The 19,131-nt window shown below is 48.9% G+C and carries 15 protein-coding genes; 11 read left to right on the top strand and 4 right to left on the bottom strand.

The genetic code is table 11. The annotated features are described in order from the left end of the window. Nucleotides 1–225: 225 nt before the first annotated feature. The 4 genes from ACFSUF_RS17815 to ACFSUF_RS17800 all read left to right on the top strand — a co-directional run bounded on the left by ACFSUF_RS17815 (nt 226) and on the right by ACFSUF_RS17800 (nt 4,810). Complete coding sequence (locus tag ACFSUF_RS17815) at nt 226–1,236, top strand: glycosyltransferase family 2 protein (protein WP_377604954.1); 1,011 nt, start codon at nt 226–228, stop codon at nt 1,234–1,236. A gap of 628 nt (nt 1,237–1,864) precedes the next feature. Next, nucleotides 1,865–2,359, top strand: a complete 495-nt coding sequence (locus ACFSUF_RS17810) for an SRPBCC family protein (RefSeq protein ID WP_377604952.1) — start codon at nt 1,865–1,867, stop codon at nt 2,357–2,359. A gap of 24 nt (nt 2,360–2,383) precedes the next feature. Next, nucleotides 2,384–2,779: a DoxX family protein gene (locus ACFSUF_RS17805; RefSeq protein WP_377604950.1), complete on the top strand. Its 396-nt coding sequence runs from the start codon at nt 2,384–2,386 to the stop codon at nt 2,777–2,779. A gap of 327 nt (nt 2,780–3,106) precedes the next feature. After that, a complete protein-coding gene (locus ACFSUF_RS17800) occupies nt 3,107–4,810 on the top strand; it encodes a proline--tRNA ligase (RefSeq protein WP_377604947.1) in 1,704 nt (567 codons plus the stop codon). A 90-nt stretch (nt 4,811–4,900) separates the two neighbouring features. Here ACFSUF_RS17800 and ACFSUF_RS17795 read toward each other — a convergent pair whose 3' ends face one another. From ACFSUF_RS17795 to ACFSUF_RS17785, 3 genes are read right to left on the bottom strand one after another with little or no spacing between them, the layout of a single operon-like run. Beyond that, nucleotides 4,901–5,242 (bottom strand): DUF1801 domain-containing protein, encoded by a 342-nt coding sequence (locus tag ACFSUF_RS17795; protein WP_377604945.1) that lies wholly within the window; start codon nt 5,240–5,242, stop codon nt 4,901–4,903. A gap of 26 nt (nt 5,243–5,268) precedes the next feature. Beyond that, nucleotides 5,269–6,525 (bottom strand): RNA polymerase sigma factor, encoded by a 1,257-nt coding sequence (locus tag ACFSUF_RS17790; RefSeq protein ID WP_377604943.1) that lies wholly within the window; start codon nt 6,523–6,525, stop codon nt 5,269–5,271. Further along, nucleotides 6,522–6,956, bottom strand: a complete 435-nt coding sequence (locus tag ACFSUF_RS17785) for a YciI family protein (protein WP_377604941.1) — start codon at nt 6,954–6,956, stop codon at nt 6,522–6,524. Before ACFSUF_RS17785 ends, ACFSUF_RS17790 begins: the two co-directional genes overlap by 4 nt. 595 nt (nt 6,957–7,551) lie before the next feature. Between ACFSUF_RS17785 and ACFSUF_RS17780 the strand changes: the two genes are divergently transcribed. Continuing rightward, nucleotides 7,552–7,950 carry a hypothetical protein gene (locus tag ACFSUF_RS17780; protein WP_377604938.1) on the top strand — a complete coding sequence of 133 codons (399 nt, stop codon included), beginning with the start codon at nt 7,552–7,554 and terminating at the stop codon, nt 7,948–7,950. Nucleotides 7,951–8,023: 73 nt separating this feature from the next. On the opposite strand, the gene ACFSUF_RS17775 is transcribed toward ACFSUF_RS17780, so the two are convergent. Beyond that, a complete protein-coding gene (locus tag ACFSUF_RS17775) occupies nt 8,024–8,749 on the bottom strand; it encodes an S-layer homology domain-containing protein (protein ID WP_377604936.1) in 726 nt (241 codons plus the stop codon). A gap of 358 nt (nt 8,750–9,107) precedes the next feature. On the opposite strand from ACFSUF_RS17775, the gene ACFSUF_RS17770 reads away from it, so the two are divergent. The 6 genes from ACFSUF_RS17770 to ACFSUF_RS17745 all read left to right on the top strand — a co-directional run bounded on the left by ACFSUF_RS17770 (nt 9,108) and on the right by ACFSUF_RS17745 (nt 19,006). Beyond that, nucleotides 9,108–10,268: a cation:proton antiporter gene (locus ACFSUF_RS17770; protein ID WP_377604934.1), complete on the top strand. Its 1,161-nt coding sequence runs from the start codon at nt 9,108–9,110 to the stop codon at nt 10,266–10,268. Between the two features lie 193 nt (nt 10,269–10,461). Beyond that, a complete protein-coding gene (locus ACFSUF_RS17765) occupies nt 10,462–10,752 on the top strand; it encodes an ArsR/SmtB family transcription factor (protein WP_377605290.1) in 291 nt (96 codons plus the stop codon). A gap of 15 nt (nt 10,753–10,767) precedes the next feature. Then, nucleotides 10,768–12,165 carry an arsenic transporter gene (locus tag ACFSUF_RS17760; RefSeq protein ID WP_377604932.1) on the top strand — a complete coding sequence of 466 codons (1,398 nt, stop codon included), beginning with the start codon at nt 10,768–10,770 and terminating at the stop codon, nt 12,163–12,165. Nucleotides 12,166–12,187: 22 nt separating this feature from the next. After that, nucleotides 12,188–12,610, top strand: coding sequence for an arsenate reductase (thioredoxin) (arsC, locus tag ACFSUF_RS17755; protein ID WP_377604930.1), 423 nt, complete (start codon nt 12,188–12,190; stop codon nt 12,608–12,610). A 216-nt stretch (nt 12,611–12,826) separates the two neighbouring features. Then, entirely contained in the window at nt 12,827–15,370 is a 2,544-nt protein-coding gene (locus ACFSUF_RS17750) for a LuxR C-terminal-related transcriptional regulator (RefSeq protein WP_377604928.1), read from the top strand. 150 nt (nt 15,371–15,520) lie between these two features. Beyond that, nucleotides 15,521–19,006, top strand: a complete 3,486-nt coding sequence (locus tag ACFSUF_RS17745; RefSeq protein WP_377604926.1) for an S-layer homology domain-containing protein — start codon at nt 15,521–15,523, stop codon at nt 19,004–19,006. Nucleotides 19,007–19,131: the final 125 nt, after the last annotated feature.

The following is a 19,131-nucleotide window of genomic DNA, read 5'->3' as shown; positions in this document are numbered from 1 at the left end:
GAGGAAGCACCTGTCCTTTTAGATAAGATTGGGAAATTATGTCCGTTTTTACCATACCATGAATCGCTATAGAATAGGGAGGTGCTGGAAGGCAGGATTAGTTCGCAAGTATGATTTTGACCCCGGAGGTTTACAGATTTAGTTAGCCGCAGGTAAACTAATGGAGTTAATTACTGGTAGTTTATATCCTATTTACTAGAATTCTTCCTGAGATGAGAGGTAGTTATGAGAGAACGGCGTGAAATTCCTGTTTTATATATAGTTGTGCCTTGTTATAACGAGGAGGAAGTGCTGCCGGAAGCGGTCTCGAGATTGACGGAGGAACTAAAGCTGTTGCAGTCGGAGCAGCTGATTTCCCCCAAAAGCTCCATTTTGCTGGTAGATGACGGCAGCAGGGACCGCACCTGGGCGTTGATCGAATCTTACAGCCGGATGATGCCGGGTGTGGGAGGATTAAAGTTGGCCGGCAACAGCGGGCACCAGGCGGCACTGCTAGCCGGGCTGCTCCATGCCAAAGAATCGGCGGACTGCGTCGTTTCGATGGATGCGGATTTGCAGGATGACGTCGGTGCGGTGAGGTCGTTTGTGCGGAAATACCGGGAAGGGTTCGACGTAGTGTACGGCGTGCGCGGGGAGCGCAGCTCCGATACCTTTTTCAAAAGATTCACCGCCCAATCCTTCTACAAATTTATGAACCGGCTTGGCGTGCCGCTCATTTATAACCATGCGGATTACCGCCTGATGAGCCGGGCCGTGCTGCAGCAGCTGGAACGTTATAAGGAAGTGAACTTGTTTTTAAGAGGGATCATTCCTCTGATCGGATTCCGGTCCGTTGTCGTTACATATGACCGCGGGGAACGGTTCGCCGGAGAGTCCAAATATCCTTTGAGAAAAATGCTGGCTTTTGCACTGGACGGGATCACTTCCTTTTCGGTGAGGCCCATCCGGTGGGTCACTTTGATAGGGTTTCTGCTTTTTGCGGTGAGTATCGTGGTAGGTTGTTATGTCGTGGTGCGAAAATGGCAGGGAGCCACCGTCTCGGGCTGGTCGTCCCTTATGGTGTCCGTCTGGTTCATCGGCGGCGTGCAGCTCGTTGCGTTGGGATTGGTAGGAGAGTACATAGGCAAAATCTACCGCGAAGTCAAGCGCCGCCCGCTGTACCATGTGGAGGAAATGAGGCAGCCCTCGCTTGCGCCCGAACTGGAAACCTCCCGCGAGCAGGTGACGATCCAATGAAGATGATTTCCAGCCGTTTCTAGATTTTCAAGGCAATGATTTCACTTCCGGTCACGCAGACGGCGCGTTTCATGTAAAGTCGTTTTCAGTAACATCTTCCTCGTTGTCCATTACAGCCCAAAATAGTTCAGGGAGGAGCACCATTCCCGCAGGAAAATCGGATATCCATCCGCTCGTCTCCTTCAAGAATAAAAAAGGCTTTTCTACCGATTCCTATACAAAACCAATTTATAAAAAAGTACCGGAAGTGAAGAAAGATGCTTTTGTCACCGTGACTCAACGTTTTGATATGCACAATGCTGCTTATATCATTTCGGTGGGAAGGAGAGAACTTTAGGATTTCATAATCATTCAGAGGAATCATTTTGAGTAAGTGTATTTATGCGGCGGCAATCTAGGACTTCTTATTTTCGTCCACGATTGTCGCTTTTTTCGATTCTGGCAGATGGTACAAATATTTTTAAATATTCCTTTACAGGAATATTCCTTATATGGTATATTGTTTTTGCAGGATGATCTTAATGAGATGTACAAAGGCGGGGCATGAATTCATGTTATCAAAGTTCAGCGCAAACTAACCGCCATTATTTATTCTAAACAGTAACTATAAACAATGGAGGCATGAAGCATGACTAATAACAATACTAATCAAACTGAGGTAAACATGCAGGATCGGGAAATCGTGATAAACCGTACTTTGAATGCTCCACGGGAGCTCGTATGGGAGGCATGGACCCGGCCTGAGCATCTGAATCATTGGTGGGGGCCCGAAGGTTTTACCATTACGCTGCAGGAGTTCGAATTGAAAACCGGCGGTGTTTGGAAGTACGTAATGCACGGACCTGACGGTGTGGATTACCCGAATCATAACGTGTTTATTGAGGTGCGGCAGCCGGAACGTCTTGTTTATTCAGCGGGAGATGGCGACGAGGACAGTCCGGGTCAATTTCAAACAACAGTAACGTTTGCCGAAGAAGGAGTAAAGACGCTGGTCAACATGAGAATGCTGTTCAAAACAGCGGAAGAACGGAATTACGTAGTGAAGGAATACGGAGCCATTGAGGGCGGTAACCAAACGCTGGATCGTCTTGAGAAGCTCCTGGCTTCGCTGCAAGTAAGATAAGATTAAGAAGAGGAGTGAAGCACATTGAAAAAGTTAAATATCATGTACTGGATCTTCACAGGATTATTAGTTTTCTTAATGGGGGGAGGCGCCATCCCGGATCTGCTTTCGATACCTGCTGCGGTGGATGGATTCGAGCATTTAGGATATCCTTCCTATCTGTTGCCTTTCCTTGGCGTCGCCAAACTGTTAGGTGTAGCAGCTATTTTGATCCCCGGTTTTCCGCGAATCAAAGAATGGGCTTACGCAGGTCTCACATTTGATCTGGCAGGAGCCATGTATTCCACGATTGCAGTAGGCGACCCGGTGAGTGGATGGGTGTTTTTCCTGATCGGATTTGCCTTGATTGCAGGTTCCTACATCTGTTATCACAAAAAGCAAAAATCAACTATTGCTGGTTCCAACCACCTGGCAGTCTAAAAGTGAGCTAATATCTTGACTAGGCAGGGCCCTATCGTATATCATCAGTAACAATATATTTCAGCAACAGCCTTGACCAAGGAGCATGTTTTGGAGTATTCGGCGGCGCAGAGAGGGATCCTAGAGCTGAAAGGTCCTCCCCGAAACGGAACATCCCCGCCTTGTGAGCTGCAACGGTGAACATAGTATCCGCTGCCGGTAGCCGACCGTTATTCGGATTGAGGACCGCCATGATGAACTGCGGTTACATTTAGGGTGGTACCACGACACATTCGTCCCTGACGAGTGTGTCTTTTTATTTTTTTGTATCTAAAAGGAGGACTTGCCATGAAACAATCTAAATTATTCGTCAACACGTTACGGGAAGCGCCTTCCGATGCGGAGGCTGTCAGTCATCAGCTTTTGTTAAGAGGGGGATTCATACGGCAGTTAGCTGCCGGAGTTTATTCCTATTTGCCGCTAGGGTGGCGAGTGCTGCGTAATATAGAGCGAATCATCCGCGAAGAGTTGGATCGGGCCGGTGCACAGGAGCTGTTAATGCCGGCGTTGCAGCCTGCGGAGCTCTGGAAAGATTCAGGGCGTTATGATGCTTACGGCCCGGAGCTCATCCGCTTGCGAGACCGCCACGACCGCGAGTTCGCCTTAGGACCGACCCATGAAGAGGTCATTACTGCTTTGGTGAAACAAGAAATCGGTTCGTATCGCAAAATGCCGGTGACTCTGTATCAAATCCAAACGAAGTTTCGTGATGAACGGCGGCCGCGTTTTGGATTGCTTCGGGGGAGAGAATTTTTGATGAAAGATGCCTATTCCTTCGACACTTCGTGGGAGGGGTTAGATCACTCTTACAGGAACATGTACGAGGCATATGAGCGTATTTTTCAACGGTGCGGATTGAACTTCAGGGCGGTAGAAGCGGATGCCGGAGCAATAGGCGGCGAGGGGGAAACCCACGAATTTATGGCGCTCGCCGAGGTTGGGGAGGACACCGTTGCAACTTGTTCGAACTGCGGATACGCCGCCAATTTGGAGATGGCAAAATCGGGAGAGCAAGCACAGGGCAAGAACCAGCCAACGACGGAGCCCATTCAAAAAATCCATACTCCCAACGTACGCACCATAGAGCAGCTCTCCCAATTCCTTGAGGCTGCACCTCAGGAGATTATGAAAACACTGATCTACATGGCTGACGATCAACCCGTTGCTGTAGTCATCCGCGGGGATCATGAAGTGAACGAAATTAAAGTGAAACATTATTTGGGCGCAGAGACACTCGGTTTGGCCGATCCGGAAGCTATTCAAAAAGCCGTTGGGGTCTCAGCCGGTTTTGCAGGTCCTATTGGCATGAAGATTCCAGTATTGGTGGACTTCGCAGTTTTACAGATGGCGGCAGGCGTCTGCGGGGCCAATGAAACGGATGCCCATGTTATCCATGTTGTCCCGGGCCGTGATTTTTCCATTGAACAAACTGGTGATTTTAGAAATGCAGAAGAAGGAGATCGGTGTCCAAATTGTCAGGAGGGAGAACTAACCTTTTATAAGGGAATTGAGGTGGGCCATGTCTTTAAACTGGGTACAAAATACAGCGATCCGTTAGGCGCGCGGTATCTCGATTCGAACGGCAGAGAGCAGACCATGATTATGGGGTGTTATGGGATTGGGGTCTCCCGGCTGCTATCCGCCATTGTCGAGCAAAGTCACGATGACCGGGGCATCATTTGGCCGCAGGCCATCGCCCCTTACCAAGTTCACTTGATTGTAATTTCTACAAAAGATGAAGCCCAAGTAACGTTAGCAAACGAGCTGTATGAAACGCTTCAGAGGCAAGGGATGGAGGTGCTTTTCGACGACCGGGATGAGCGTGCGGGTATCAAGTTCAACGATTCCGATCTCTTGGGCATCCCTTATCGGATTGTGGTCGGGAAGGAAGCATCCAACGGGAAAGTAGAGTTTGTAGAGCGGAAGAACAATGTGAAGCAAACGTTGAGCAAGGAGGAATTGGTTGCTCAAAGTGTCTTCCGTACCTTATAAAGGCTATGAGTTCTCCAAAATAGAAAACCGCCCAATGACGGGCGGTTTTTGTTTTCCCCCACATAAGAAATCTTATTAGCGAGGTTTATCTCATAGCGTACTGGAGGCTTGTCTTAGCAGAGGGGTCAGCATTTCGTCTTCAACCTGTTGGCCATTGCGGAATTTCATCGTCTTCCGCTCCGGCGGGCCGTCGAACAATCCTTCGGGCAATTCCAGCCCCGCCGCGTTGAAGATCGTGAAGCTAACCGCATCTTTTGAATTCGAGATGACCGCAGCATATTTTTTGTTCTTCAGGAAATGGGGCTTGTTGTACTGGATGCGCTCCTGAACGTCGGGAATGACACTGTGAACAACTTGGCGCAAGTCATGGCATAACTGGGCTTGCCACGGCTCTTTTACGTTCTCGATAAACTCGGTAATCTCTTGACTCATATGAATTTCTCCTCTCATTCCTGGTCTTACTGTACTGCGCATTCGGATGCACGCTTTAAGAGCAGTGCGCGCTCCTTCTCATTGCGCGCCAGTGCAGCGGCACGTTTGAATTCCGAACATGCTTCTTGCTTTCGATCCAGCTTCATAAGGAAGTCCCCTCGTACACTGGGTAAAAGATGATAATTTTGCAGGGACGGTTCTTGCAGTAACGCGTCGACGATGTCTAGCCCTACTTCCGGGCCGAACGCCATGGAGAGCGCGACAGCACGATTCAGTTCGACGACGGGCGATGGTGCGGTTTGAGAGAGAGCATCGTAAAGCGCCGAAATTCGGACCCAGTCCGTCTCCGAAGCCGTGCGGGCGCTGGCGTGACAAGCCGCGATCGAGGCTTGAATCAGATAGGGACCGAACACTCTGCCAAGACGCTCGGCTCTTTCGATAGCGGCCAAACCCCGGCGGATGAGTAAGTAATCCCATAGCGCCCGGTTTTGATCCATGAGCAAAATCGGTTCTCCGTTCGGGCTGACCCGCGCCCTGAATCTCGACGATTGAATTTCCATTAATGCTACGAGTCCATGGACTTCCGGCTCTTCCGGAACGATCTCAGCGAGGGTCCGTCCAAGCCGCAGCGCCTCTTCACAGAGTAGGGGGCGAAGCACGCTTCCTCCGGAAGATGCGGCGTACCCTTCGTTGAACATGAGGTAGATGACCTCGAGCACAGACGACAACCGTTCCGCCAGCTCGGTTTTCGGCGGCACCTCGAAAGGAACGCGTGCTGCTGCAAGTGTGCGCTTTGCTCGAACGATCCGCTGGGCGACGGTCGGCACCGGAACAAGAAACGCGCTGGCGATGTCTTCCGTCGTTAATCCTCCGAGAAGCCGCAGCGTCAGCGCTACGCGAGCCTCCGCGGAAAGGACAGGATGGCAAGTGGTGAAGATGAGGCGCAGGAGGTCATCGCCAATGGGATCGTCGAGCGCTTCATCCCAATCCGGCTCATGCTGTCGTTCGATTTCCCAGCCAAGCTCCTCGTATTTGCGGTCGCGCAGCTTGTTTCTCCGCAGGTGATCGATAGCCCGTCGTTTCGCGGTTGTCATCAGCCAAGCTCCCGGGTTGTCGGGTATGCCCGTCTCGGGCCATTTCTCCAGCGCGATGATCAGTGCTTCTTGTGCCAGATCCTCGGCAAGCCCGACATCGCGTACCATACGTGCGAGGCCGGCAATAATTTTAGCCGACTCGATTCTCCAAATTCCATCTATGGTGCGATGGACTGCAGATTCCTTCACGACTTCGGCTTCCTGGTGACTTGTGCCTGCAGTTCATTCACTCTGGCTAATGCCTCCGGGTCTTGGGTCAGTTCCGGCATCTCGAACACCTGGCGCAGCTCAAGTTCCCCTTCCCCGAAGCCGTGCGGGTCCGGCATCCGCATCGCCCACTCGATCGCCTCTTCTTTTGACTTCACGTCGATCAAGGTGAAACCGGCAATCAGCTCCTTCGCTTCTGTAAATGGACCGTCGACCACCTTCGGCTTTCCGCCGGGTTCGGGATAGGAGATGCGAATCGCGCCCGAAGTTGGGTGGAGCCCTTCTGCAGCGACCAGCACACCCGCCCTTGCTAACTCCTCGTTGTACCTCGACATGGCATCAAAAAGCTCTTGGCTAGGCATGATGCCGGCCTCGGAATCTTTGGTTGCTTTTACGATCATCATGAATCTCATTTTCAATCTCCTCCTGGTTTTCATTGGCCTCTCTATATGTACAACGAACGGGTAATATCAGGATCGACACTCCATTTAAAATAATTTATAAAAAACCGGTTAACTTCTTTATAGCTAATGAAAGTGCTGGAGGTCAATGGATTCTTTGTAAGAAATCCCCACTATCTTTCAACTTTTGATCAAACTATCATAAGAATTCAAAAGAAGAGGGAGTCGATAACATGATGTGTTTACTGTTGATTATCGTTCTGATAGTTGTCAGTCTGTACGTTAAGCACAACTTATCCAGTCAACTGCACGAATTGAAAAGTGAGTTGAATCTGATAAAAACAGAAATTCGCAAGTCGAACAGGAACGAATAAATAGAAGCTTCCGTATGACCTGGCTGCCTCACCCATGTGAACACTACCGCGCTCCTCCAAAGGTACTTTTGGGAGCTGCAGGTACTATCTCCCTCCTGGGCCGAAAGCCGCGCCCGCCAGCAGCGCAATACCAAGTGAGGTAGATTTCAAAAATATGTAAAATATAACTTTCAATTCACAATGGCCAAACTAGGCGAATATCATGGAATATAAGATGAAAGGAGTGTTATCCGGTGTACTACGCCCCTTACTATTACGGGATTCCGGTCAATTACGATCCTTATCTGGACCGTTCCTACAATTTTCTGCCTGATTTCTTTTCTTATCAAAATGTGGTTGCAGGATTGCAACGGGACGTAAATCTGCTGATTTCCCAAAGTCCGGTGCAAAAAACAACGCAGCAGAACTACGGAAACTCCACAGAACGGACGACCGTTACTAATATAACGGCGAACCGAATCCGGTTCAGTGACGCGCCCGTTACGTTCCAAGGGAATTACCTAGGGAATTTCACGCAAGGACGGAGCTATCCGTTCTATACGGATGCAGCTTCGGGCGGACAACGGGGATTAACGGTGAAGGATAATTTCGGGGTGTGGCATACGTTTCCGTACCGCGTTCCGATTGGATAAGAGGCAAATGAAAAAGGGGCTGTCCCATGGGACAGTCCCTTATTTTGCTTAGCGATACTAATATACGTAAATGTTATTCGTTATCAGCAGGAGTTACGCCTTCCGGCAGGTACATCCAGCGTCCGCCTTCGGATGCGGGTTGTCCATTTGCTTTGTTGATGGTTAGCATTTTGTCATAAAGAACGGAGGCTTTATACAGAATTTCGGCAGCTTCCGCGCGGGTCAGCTTGGCTTTCGGGTTTACGTTCCCTTTGCTGTCCAGCTCGATGAGTTTATAGTGAAGCGCACGCTGAATCGAGCCCTGGTAGGCTGGAGTCATTTGTTTCTCATCGGCAATGTCGATAGGAATCAGCTTGATCAGCGGGAATCCGCCGGTAATCTCCATGGCGCGAACCAGGTGATATACGAAATCTTCTTTGTTCAGCTTAGTTGAGGCTACAAATTTCTCAGGCAGCGCCATTCCTTTCGCAGCGGCGATCGAAACATATTCCGCGTACCAGGAGTTGGCTTGCAGCTCAGGAGCAGATTTCGACGCGTCCTCAGCATCTTTAAACGTTTCCAGGTGGAACGCTTGCGTAATCATGGTCATGCCTTCAGCCAGAGTGATTTGCTGGTTTGGCTTGAAATGCGCGTTAGGCATGCCGTGAACGACTCCTTTTTGAGCCAGGCCTTCGATATAGATTTTTTGCGGCACCTTATCCAGGTCAACAAATGAATTTTGGGCAGCGTAGCTTGTGGAACCTACGGTTAATAGTAAAGCAGCCGATAGCAAAGCGGTAATTCCTGATGTCTTTTTCATCTTCATATCTCCTTTGCACTTTCCAAAATATAGTGACATGCTTATAAACGGCATAGGCGGATGATATGTTGCAGATGTTATACATGAATTTGTTGAACAGGAAAAAGTAACTAAAACAGAGGGCGAATCGTCTATGTAATAGTTAGAGGAAGCAAGGGGTGGCTAGGGTGGTTCAGTTAAAAAAAATCCTTTGGAAAAGATCCTTTATGTTGCCAGCCTGACGAGAGCATGGTATCTTAGAGTTAATTATTATCGGTGAAACAACTGAATATTTGTTTTCTTGGAGGAGCCTGCACACAGCGGGCTCTTTTTGTCTTTTTTTGGGCATACTACACATCATTTTAAAGGAGGTAATTCTATGTTCTTTATTACGATTCTCATCATTCTGCTTTCAACCAAGCTTGCAGGGGATCTGTCTGTCCGGGCAGGGCAGCCGGCCGTAGTGGGAAAGCTGATCATTGGTGTAATCATTGGGCCGGCCCTGCTGGGTTGGATCGATAACTCGGAAATGATTGATGAACTGAGTGAGATCGGTGTGCTGCTGTTGATGTTTATTGCCGGTCTGGAGACGGATCTGGATGAGCTCAAACGCTCGTTCAAATCCTCGATGGCTGTTGCAACAGGGGGCATTCTTCTTCCGTTTGCAGGGGGATACTTGGTTGGTACGTGGATCGGGATGGATACGCCGCATGCGATTTTCCTGGGGTTGCTGCTTTCCGCGACGTCTGTCAGCATATCCGTGCAATCGTTAAAAGAACTGGATATGATGAAAAGCCGCGAAAGTACTACTATATTAGGCGCGGCGATTATCGACGACATTATGGTGGTTGTTCTTCTGGCTTTTGTCATGAGTATATTTGGAGGAGAAGAAGTGAATCTTGCCCTAGTGATTAGCAAAAAGTTTCTCTTTTTCATCGCTGCAGGATTCATGATATGGAAAGGCGCAAAGTGGGTAATGAAACTGCTTGCTCCGCTCCGTGTTACAGAATCGGTGATCAGCGCCGGATTGATCGTTTGCTTCTTCTTGGCCTTTGTCGCCGAACAGTTGGGTGTGGCCGGCATTATCGGCGCATTTGCCGCCGGTTTAGCCATTTCCCAGACCAGCTATAAAGAAGAAGTGGAGCATAAGCTGGAACCGATCGCCTATGCTATATTTGTCCCCATCTTTTTTGTCAGTGTCGGGTTTTCCGTCTCTTTTGACGGCATAGGTGACCAGATCGGCTTAATTGCCATTCTCACCATCGTTGCAATCCTGACCAAGCTGCTTGGATCCGGGTTGGGAGCAAGGCTTACCGGATTTTCGACCCGTTCTTCTCTTGGAATCGGATCAGGGATGGTGTCGCGCGGGGAAGTGGCCTTGATTATCGCTACGATCGGTTTGGAAAGCGGACTGTTGGAACAGGAGTACTTCACTGTGCTGGTGGTTGTGGTTATTTTCACAACGCTGGTTACGCCTTTTCTGTTGAAGATGGTCTTCCGTGACAAAGAAGTCATACGAGGCAGCGCTGAGGGGAAGTAGCAGGGACGGTTTGCAGCTATATCATGGAGTAGGGCCCCTCGAGGGCCTTTTTTACATTGGCTGCCGATTCATTTACAATATCACCACTTGATTATATAATTGCGTAAGCATATGATTATGACCGTACTGAATGTAATAGGAAGTACTAGGAAGTATTAAAGGAGGACCCATATTGGATGACTCTATACAAGAAATGGCGGATATCTTGAAGCTCTTGTCCGACAAGACCCGGCTATCGATTGTCACCTTACTTAGGGACCGGGAATTATGCGTATGTGATATTACGGATATTACGGGCATGTCCCAGCCCAATGCGAGCCAGCATTTAAGAAAGCTGAAATCTGCAGGCCTTGTGAATGAAAGCCGCAGGGGACAATGGGTGTACTATTCACTGGTTAAGACGGATAAACCGTATTTGACCTGCATTTATGAAAGTTTACCTGATATGAAAGATAAAATCGAAGCAGCTAAAGGCTGTTGTTAAGGATCCGGGGGGAACATGGCAATTACGGCTATTCTTATTTTCTTACTTACATTAACTTTTGTAATTTGGCAGCCAAGAGGTCTTAGCATAGGGTGGTCTGCCGCTGGCGGTGCCGTGCTGGCCCTATTATTCGGCGTGGTTTCTTTTGCAGATGTTGGGACTGTGACCGGCATCGTCTGGAACGCTACCCTTACGTTTGTGGCCATTATACTGATCTCGCTGATTCTGGACGAGGTTGGATTTTTTGAATGGTCGGCGCTGCATGTGGCCAGGTTTGCCCGCGGGAACGGTGTGGTCATGTTTGTGTATATCATCCTGCTGGGTGCTGCGGTCTCCGCGCTTTTTGCCAATGACGGCGCAGCTTTGATCATGACGCCGATCGTTCTTGCTATGGTGCGGGCTTTGCGGTTTGACGATAAAATGGTGTTTCCCTTCATCATGGCGAGCGGCTTTATAGCCGACACATCTTCGCTTCCGCTAGTTATCAGCAACCTGGTGAACATTGTGTCTGCGGACTACTTCGGAATCGGTTTTGCCGAGTACGCCAGCCGGATGATCGTACCGAATTTCTTCTCTATTGCGGCCAGCTTGCTTGTGCTGTATCTGTACTTTAGAAAAAGCATTCCGGCAGGATACGATCTCAAAGATTTGAAATCTCCCGCGGAAGCGATCAAAGATCCCAAGCTGTTCCAAATCTCATGGATCATTCTAGCCATTCTGTTGGCAGCCTATTTTGTCAGCGAGGCCTTCTCGGTCCCTGTTTCGATCGTTGCCGGATTGGCTGCGATTGCGTTTCTGGCGGCTGCGAGAAAGAGTCCTGCAATCCACACGATGAGGCTTGTGAAAGAGGCTCCGTGGGCAGTCGTCGTATTTTCGATAGGGATGTATGTGGTCGTCTACGGTCTCCGAAATGCGGGCTTAACGGATGTGCTGGGTGACCTCATTCAACGAATCGCTGATCAGGGATTATTTGCAGCAACGATAGGGACCGGTTTTCTTGCCGCCATCCTCTCTTCTGTAATGAACAATATGCCTACAGTAATGATCGATGCTCTCGCTATTCAAGCGACCCAAACAGAAGGGATTGTCCGAGAGGGGCTAATCTATGCCAATGTCATCGGATCTGATTTAGGGCCCAAGATTACGCCTATCGGTTCCTTAGCCACTCTGTTGTGGCTGCATGTCCTGTCCCGTAAGAACGTCAAAATCACGTGGGGCTACTATTTCAAGGTCGGGGTACTGCTGACCGTGCCGACCCTGTTCGTCACCTTGGCGGGCCTGTACTTGTGGTTATCTTTTATCAGCAGCGGCATCGTTCATGTTTGGGTTGGCACGGTTGCAGTTACGTTGATTTTGCTGTCAGCTGCTGTTGTGATAAATCGGTTGATAGGCCATAAACAGGCCGGAAAATAACAAATATAAGGAGTAGTTTATTATGAAAAAACCGATGGTATACTTTCTTTGCACAGGGAATTCCTGCAGAAGCCAAATTGCGGACGGGTTCCTGAGAGCGTTGGGCGGGGACCGTTATGAAGTGAAAAGCGCCGGTCTGGAAGCTCATGGACTGAACCCCAGGGCGGTGCAGACGATGCAAGAAGCCGGTATCGATATTTCCAGCCACACTTCCGATGTGATCGACACGGAGATTTTGAAAGAAGCCGACTACATTATCACTCTGTGCGGGCATGCCAACGATCACTGCCCTGTCGTACACAACGATAAAGCGGAGAGATGGCACTGGGGATTCGAGGATCCGGCCAAAGCGACCGGTACGGAAGAGGAAATTATGGCGCAGTTCAGCACGGTCCGGGATTCGATCAAGGAGCGGATTGAGCGGTTTCTGAAGGAAGGGAAATAAGCTTATTCATGTCGCTAATTGTATATCATAATAACTAGTAGTCTGGTATACTATGGGAAAGTAAAACGTGAAGTTAATCTATAACTCATGACTTATTGAGAAAGCAGGTGTCGCAGAGCAGTCTGCAATAGCTGCTTTTTCTGTTATAACCATGCAGCCTTTAAGGATGCATGGCTCAACCTGGTCTCCCTATCTATGTTCGGAGAGGACTTTCCTATGATTCTTAGCACAAAACTACATATCCCCCATGCCCGCGGCTCTTTAGTAGCCCGGCCGAGATTGATGCGTATGCTGAATGAGGGAATGCATGCAAAATTAACGCTTTTGTCCGCGCAGGCCGGTTACGGGAAAACAACGGCGTTGACAGAATGGGTGAAACAATGCGGCAGCATGGCAGCATGGGTATCGTTGGACAGACAGGATGATGATTTGTTTCAATTCTGGAAGTACGTAATAGCCTCTATTCAGGAGCGGGTTCCCTCGTTCGGTGCGAAGCTTCGTTCGCTCCTCGATACAGGAGTGTCCTGGGAGCCTCTGGTTACGGCTCTCGTAAACGAGTTGAATCATATGGCCGGTGAATTGGTGATCATTCTTGACGATTTTCATGTGATTGATCTGCCGGAAATTCATCAATCCCTAAGTTATCTTCTCGATTATTTGCCTCCTCATGTTCATTTATATATCGCAAGCCGTACCGACATGGACATTCCCACGGCCAGACTTATGGCCAAAGGTGAATTTCACCGAATACTCATGCAGGATTTGCGTTTTCAGTTGGATGAAGGGTTCGTTTTTTTTCGGAACATGACGGATTTGCCGCTGACCCAAGAACAAGTGACAAGGCTTTGCCATTACACCGAGGGCTGGGTAAGCGGCTTACAGCTGGCGGCGATTTCGCTGAAGCGCAGTGGGAATATCGCCGAATCGATTCAGCAATTCAGCGGTCGGCAGCAGCATATTTCGGATTATCTTTTGGAAGAAGTGTTTCAGAATCAACCGGAGCCCATACGCGCTTTTTTATTGAAAACTTCGATTTTAAGCCGTATGAACCATTCCTTGTGCCAAGCCGTAACGGGCGAAATGAACAGTCAGGAGCTGCTGGAAAGAGTAGAACAGCTGAATTTGTTTCTGATCCCTTTGGACGAACATCGGCATTGGTACAGGTTTCATCATTTGCTTTCTGACTTTTTGCAGCAAAAATATCTCCGTACGGATCCCGACACATGGGTGAAGGTGCATGTTCGTGCGGCGAATTGGCTGGAGAATCATGGGTTTGATGAAGAAGCAGTAGAGCATTATGTAGAGGGGAAACAGTCTCAGGATGCCGTTAGATTAATTGAGAAAAATCTGCATACGTTAGTCCAGACGAAAAGTGTCGTGTTGATGCGGTGGGTGTCGGTTTTACCGGAAGACTCCTTTGCGGAAAAGCCCATGATTGAACTGTTCTATATTTCCGTGCTTCTGGGAGTAGGGGAATGGGATGCTGCTTTTACAAGAGTGGAGCGGGCTTTACCCCGGTTTCGAGCGTTGAGAGGGAAATGTACAGATGCAGAATGGAATCAGGCCATGGGCAATATTTACTTTTTCTGCGCAATCACTTCTTATCTTCAAAAAGATTTGGTGCGGACGTCTAATTACTTTGAGCTGATGGATCAGCACATGCCGGAAGGCAGCTTCTTTCAGACAGTTGGGCGTAACCGGTACCAAGGGTATGACTCGTTCGATGACTTTTTAGTGCATATTCACGATCTTAAAGCGGCTGACGCTATTTTGCTCACATGGATTCAAAGATGGGAGGGGAAGCGGAACTACCCTTTCTTAGGATTCTTGTACGCTTCCTACAGCAAGCTGCTATATGAATGGAACCGGTTGGATGAGGCGGAATTTTACGTGAAGTTGGCGCTTGAACGTGAGGATGTTCGGCCTTTTTCACGGATTATGATGCAGATTGCCTTCAGCGCTTCGCGGATTCAACAGGCACAGGGGAATACCGACAGGGCATCCTTGTTGATGGAACAATTGAAATCGCAGATTGATTCTCCCGACCGAGCATTATTTATGCAGAAAATAGAAGCGGAACAAGCGGTTCTATCCTTAAAGCAGGGTTTCCTTGCAAAAGCTCAAGATTGGCTGCAGCGATGCGGTCTGGCTCATACGGATGAGGTTACATTGCATCGTGCGGCCGAATATATGGCTTTGGCCAGAGTGCTTGCTGCGTCGGAACAGGAAGAGGATGCGCTTCCTGTATTGGAGCGGTTATATTGCCTATATGACAAGGATGATCGTCTCCGGGACCGAATCCAGGTGCTCCTTCTCCAAAGCGTAACGCTTCAGCGTCTAGGCCGGACAGAGGCCGCGCTGCAAACCTTGGAAATCGCTTTGCAAATGGCCGAGCCGCAAGGGTATATTCGAAGTTTCACAGATGAAGGTTCTGTGATGGACCAGCTGCTGTCTGCTTTTTGGCAGGGCAGTCGTATCCAGAGTCGTTCTTCGGTTTCCCCGGATTACGTAAAAAACCTGCTTCAAGCATTTCGTTTGGCTTCGGAAGAGGAACGGGCAGGAAAAGACCTGCTCACCGAACAGGAAACGAAGGTTCTGCTATTGACGGCGGATGGATTGTCCAACAAGGAAATTGCCCTTCATTTATATATAACAAGTGAAACCGTAAAATTTCATCTAAAGAATGTTTACAGAAAGATGAACGTAAAGAACCGTGTACAAGCGCTGCAGCGTGCCAAAGAGTTCAGGATCATCACATGACAGCCTAACATTTGGCGAACCTCCCCAATCGGGGAGTTTTTTTTTGGCCGGAATAGTCTTAAAGTAGGACAAGGATGCATAATCGACAAGATCGGCAGGACTGGATGACTATGATTGCACCCGTAAGCTTGGAATGGAGGAAGATGAAAGATGTATCAAATTGCAGGAAAAAAAATATTGGTCGTCGTGTTGGCGATGTTGATGGTAATGGGCGGGATGCCTGGCCTGTTGATTCCCGGGGGAAGCACAGCTTATGCGGCACCCGAGAAAGTATGGGGGAATTTGGGCAGTAAGGGGTTCTCGAATGTAACGCAAAATAGCGTGTCCATGGATGTGTATAACGGCACTCCTTATGTGGCGTTCGCCGATTATGGGGAAGAGTGGGAAGGCAGCGGTAAAGCTACGGTGATGAAGTATGTCGGAGCGAATGCCGTAAACCCTACGGGATGGGCATTGGTGGGCAATGCCGGCTTCTCGGACGGCACCGTAGGCAGTGTCACTCTGAACGTATACGAGGGTACACCTTATGTGGCCTATACTGATGAATATACCTGGAAAGCCACGGTAATGAAGTATGACGATGATGGCGGTAACGGCCAATGGAACCTTGTGGGCAGCGCCGGTTATTCATACGGTAGTGTGGGGCTGGATGTATACAATGGCACCCCTTATGTGGCCTATTCTGATGGTTCGAACGATAATAAAGCTACGGTAATGAAGTATGATGGAAGCGGTGCAACGGGTTGGTCTGCTGTGGGCGGTACCGGTTTCTCGTTGGGTGCAGCAGGAAATGTAACCTTACAAATAGATCATGGAATACCCTATGTTGCATTTCGTGATGAAGAACTGGGTAATTCCAAGGTAATGAAATATGTTGGTGAAGATGGTGCGAACCCGACGGGTTGGATGACCCTAGGCAGCCCGGAGACGGGCTGGTTAGAATCGCTATCCCTCAAAGTAAACAATAGTATCCCTTATATTGCTTACGTGAGCGGGGGCAAGGCCACGATAATGAAATATGACGGAAGCGGGACAACCGGTTGGACACCATTGGGCGGTTCGGAATTGCCTGTTCAGATAAGTTCGGTAGACCTGTCTGTATATAATGATATCCTCTATATGGCATATGGAGAATTTAAAGCAGAAGGTACAGCCTCGGTTATGCAATACGATGAAAGCACAAACAGCTGGCTGCACGCGTACGGTCCCGGTTTTTCCGCGAGATATCCTGTAAATATGACGCTGGATATATATAACGGTATCCCATATTTAGCATATCTGGGCTGGGAAAAAAGCAGAGCTACTGTGATGAGTATAGTTAATAAGCCGCCGATCTTAACGGCGGACAGCACCGATAACGATGTTGAACACCCCATCGAGATTGCATTCTCGGAAGATGCTGCTTGGAGCGATGCGATCACCGTTGTAAAGGATGGGTCTACCCCGGTAGCTTACACTGTGAGTAACGGGAAGTTAACGATCGAAGCAAGCGAGTTAACCACAGGAATTCATGAATTTACAGTTATGGCAGCTGGATATGCGGATGCAATGGTGAGCCAACTGGTGAAGGCTTCGTACGCTGGAGCCGGGACGGGCACCCTTGAGGATCCGTACCAAATTGCAACGGCTGCTCAACTAAATGATGTTCGGAACCATACCTTTGAAGTCGGATCCTACTTTAAATTAACGAATGATATTGATTTAAGCGAATACCAAGCGGGAGCAGGTTGGGTGCCGATTGGGACGGATTCAGATAAATTCGAAGGGATCCTGGATGGCAACGGTTATCAAATTACAAATTTAACTATTTTATCTATTGATAGCGCGGATGAATCAGGGTTATTTGGCGCCATAAGTGCCGATGCGGTATTGACTAATTTGCATCTGGATGGCGTAAACATCAGCGGCGGGTGGGATGTAGGCGGATTAGTCGGATTCAGTGAGGGAACAGTCCGTAACAGCAGTGTACAAGGTTCCGTTTCTGGATTGAGGGAAGTAGGCGGGTTAATAGGGATTAATGAGGCAGGGTCCATCCATGACAGCTTCGCAATAGGAACTGTAAGTGCATCGAGACAAACCGCGGGCGGCTTGGTCGGTTATAATGAGGAAGGAACGATCCGTAAAAGCTACGCAGCGGCAAACGTAAGCGGCGGAAAATATGCTGCAGGCGGCTTAATCGGTGAAAATGATAATGGAACGATTACCGGCAGCTATGCGGTAGGGAATGTGAATGGAATGTACGACGTAGGCGGCTTAGTTGGCGAGAATTACAATGGCGGAACAATCAACGACAGTTATGCTTCAGGAGCGGTTGAAGGGTCGCTAGTTGGAGCAGGGGGCTTGGTTGGTTTTACAGAGGATGGCTCCATCAATAACAGCTACGCTACTGGGAAAATAAGCGGGGCAGGCACCGATAAGGGCGGCTTAGTCGGCACAAATTACAAGTCTACAACAGTGCTAAATAACAGCTTTTACGATATGGATACAACAGGACAAACGGACACTGGAAAAGGTGACGGTAAATCTACGAACGAGATGAAGGCAGCAAACACTTATACTTCTTGGGATTTCACCAGCGCATGGAGTATTGATCCAACAAGGAATCAGGGTTATCCTTACTTGCACCCTATCCAGAAGTTTGTGGCTTACAACGGAAACGGAAATACAGGCGGTCATGTGCCAAGCGACAACCAATCCTATTTTCCTGGAGTAACGACCAGCGTCTATAGTGATGCCGTGGATTTAGTGAAGACAGGCTATAGGTTCTCCGGTTGGAACACGTCGGTTGACGGAAGTGGAACGAAATATGCTCCGGGGGCTGCCTTGACTGTGAAGGATGCAAATATTATGTTATACGCCGAGTGGCGGTCCGTGACACCGGATCCGACACCGGGCCCAACACCAGGCCCAACACCAGGCCCAACACCAGGCCCAACACCAGGCCCAACACCGGGCCCAAAACCGGGTCCAACACCGGGCCCAACACCAGCCCCTGTGCCTACTCCCTCAGAGGAACAACCGGTGCTTAGAGACGACATCATTGATGTCGTAAAGGTGAAGGAGATCATAGCGAATGCACTTGCAAATGCCAAGGCAGCGGTGTTCCGTGATGTGCCAACAACAAGCTGGAGTTCAAACGCTATTGCCTTAGCTTCCCAAATTGGCTTCGTGTCGGGATACAGTGATGGTACATTCAAAGCGAATGGCTCCGTAACGCGGGCTGAGTTCGCAACGATGCTGGCGAAAGCGCTAGGTATCGAGACTAAAGGGTCCGATATGTTTAAGGACACGAAAGGTCACTGGGCTGAAAAAGCCATCATTGCTCTGAAGTCCAAAGGCATCATCAGCGGATATGGCGATGGAAGTTTTAAACCTGATAAAACGATTTCGCGTGCTGAGATGGTTGCGCTTCTCTCCAAGGTCATGAATCTTCAGGATGCATCCAGCTCTTCCAAGTTTGCAGACATTCAAGGCAGCTGGGCTGAAAAGCAAATCAAACAACTTGCTGACGCCGGCATTATCAGCGGCAAGGGCGGGAATAAGTTCGCGCCTGACGCAACTGCCTCGCGTGCAGAAGCTGTTACCTTAATCCTTAGAGTGTTGAATGTAACTTTGGATCTTGGGCTGAAGTTATAATCATTTATTAAAAAACTGCGGTGGACACGATATAAGTGTACACCGCAGTTTTTTATTCTTATGCTCATGATAGGTTGTAACTATAAAGTATATTTGTTCTATATATTATATTAATAAGCACGTAT

Source organism: Paenibacillus gansuensis (assembly GCF_042684925.1).
GTDB lineage: Bacteria > Bacillota > Bacilli > Paenibacillales > DY6 > Paenibacillus_N > Paenibacillus_N gansuensis.
This window is presented reverse-complemented; position numbering and strand designations above follow the sequence as displayed.

Coding starts and splice junctions, on each gene's coding strand:
- ACFSUF_RS17815 (WP_377604954.1), top strand. CDS start 226: ATGAGAGAACGGCGTGAAATTCCTGTTTTATATATAGTTGTGCCTTGT.
- ACFSUF_RS17810 (WP_377604952.1), top strand. CDS start 1,865: ATGACTAATAACAATACTAATCAAACTGAGGTAAACATGCAGGATCGG.
- ACFSUF_RS17800 (WP_377604947.1), top strand. CDS start 3,107: ATGAAACAATCTAAATTATTCGTCAACACGTTACGGGAAGCGCCTTCC.
- ACFSUF_RS17795 (WP_377604945.1), bottom strand. CDS start 5,242: ATGAGTCAAGAGATTACCGAGTTTATCGAGAACGTAAAAGAGCCGTGG.
- ACFSUF_RS17785 (WP_377604941.1), bottom strand. CDS start 6,956: ATGAGATTCATGATGATCGTAAAAGCAACCAAAGATTCCGAGGCCGGC.
- ACFSUF_RS17775 (WP_377604936.1), bottom strand. CDS start 8,749: ATGAAAAAGACATCAGGAATTACCGCTTTGCTATCGGCTGCTTTACTA.
- ACFSUF_RS17770 (WP_377604934.1), top strand. CDS start 9,108: ATGTTCTTTATTACGATTCTCATCATTCTGCTTTCAACCAAGCTTGCA.
- ACFSUF_RS17765 (WP_377605290.1), top strand. CDS start 10,462: ATGGCGGATATCTTGAAGCTCTTGTCCGACAAGACCCGGCTATCGATT.
- ACFSUF_RS17760 (WP_377604932.1), top strand. CDS start 10,768: ATGGCAATTACGGCTATTCTTATTTTCTTACTTACATTAACTTTTGTA.
- arsC (WP_377604930.1), top strand. CDS start 12,188: ATGAAAAAACCGATGGTATACTTTCTTTGCACAGGGAATTCCTGCAGA.
- ACFSUF_RS17750 (WP_377604928.1), top strand. CDS start 12,827: ATGATTCTTAGCACAAAACTACATATCCCCCATGCCCGCGGCTCTTTA.
- ACFSUF_RS17745 (WP_377604926.1), top strand. CDS start 15,521: ATGTATCAAATTGCAGGAAAAAAAATATTGGTCGTCGTGTTGGCGATG.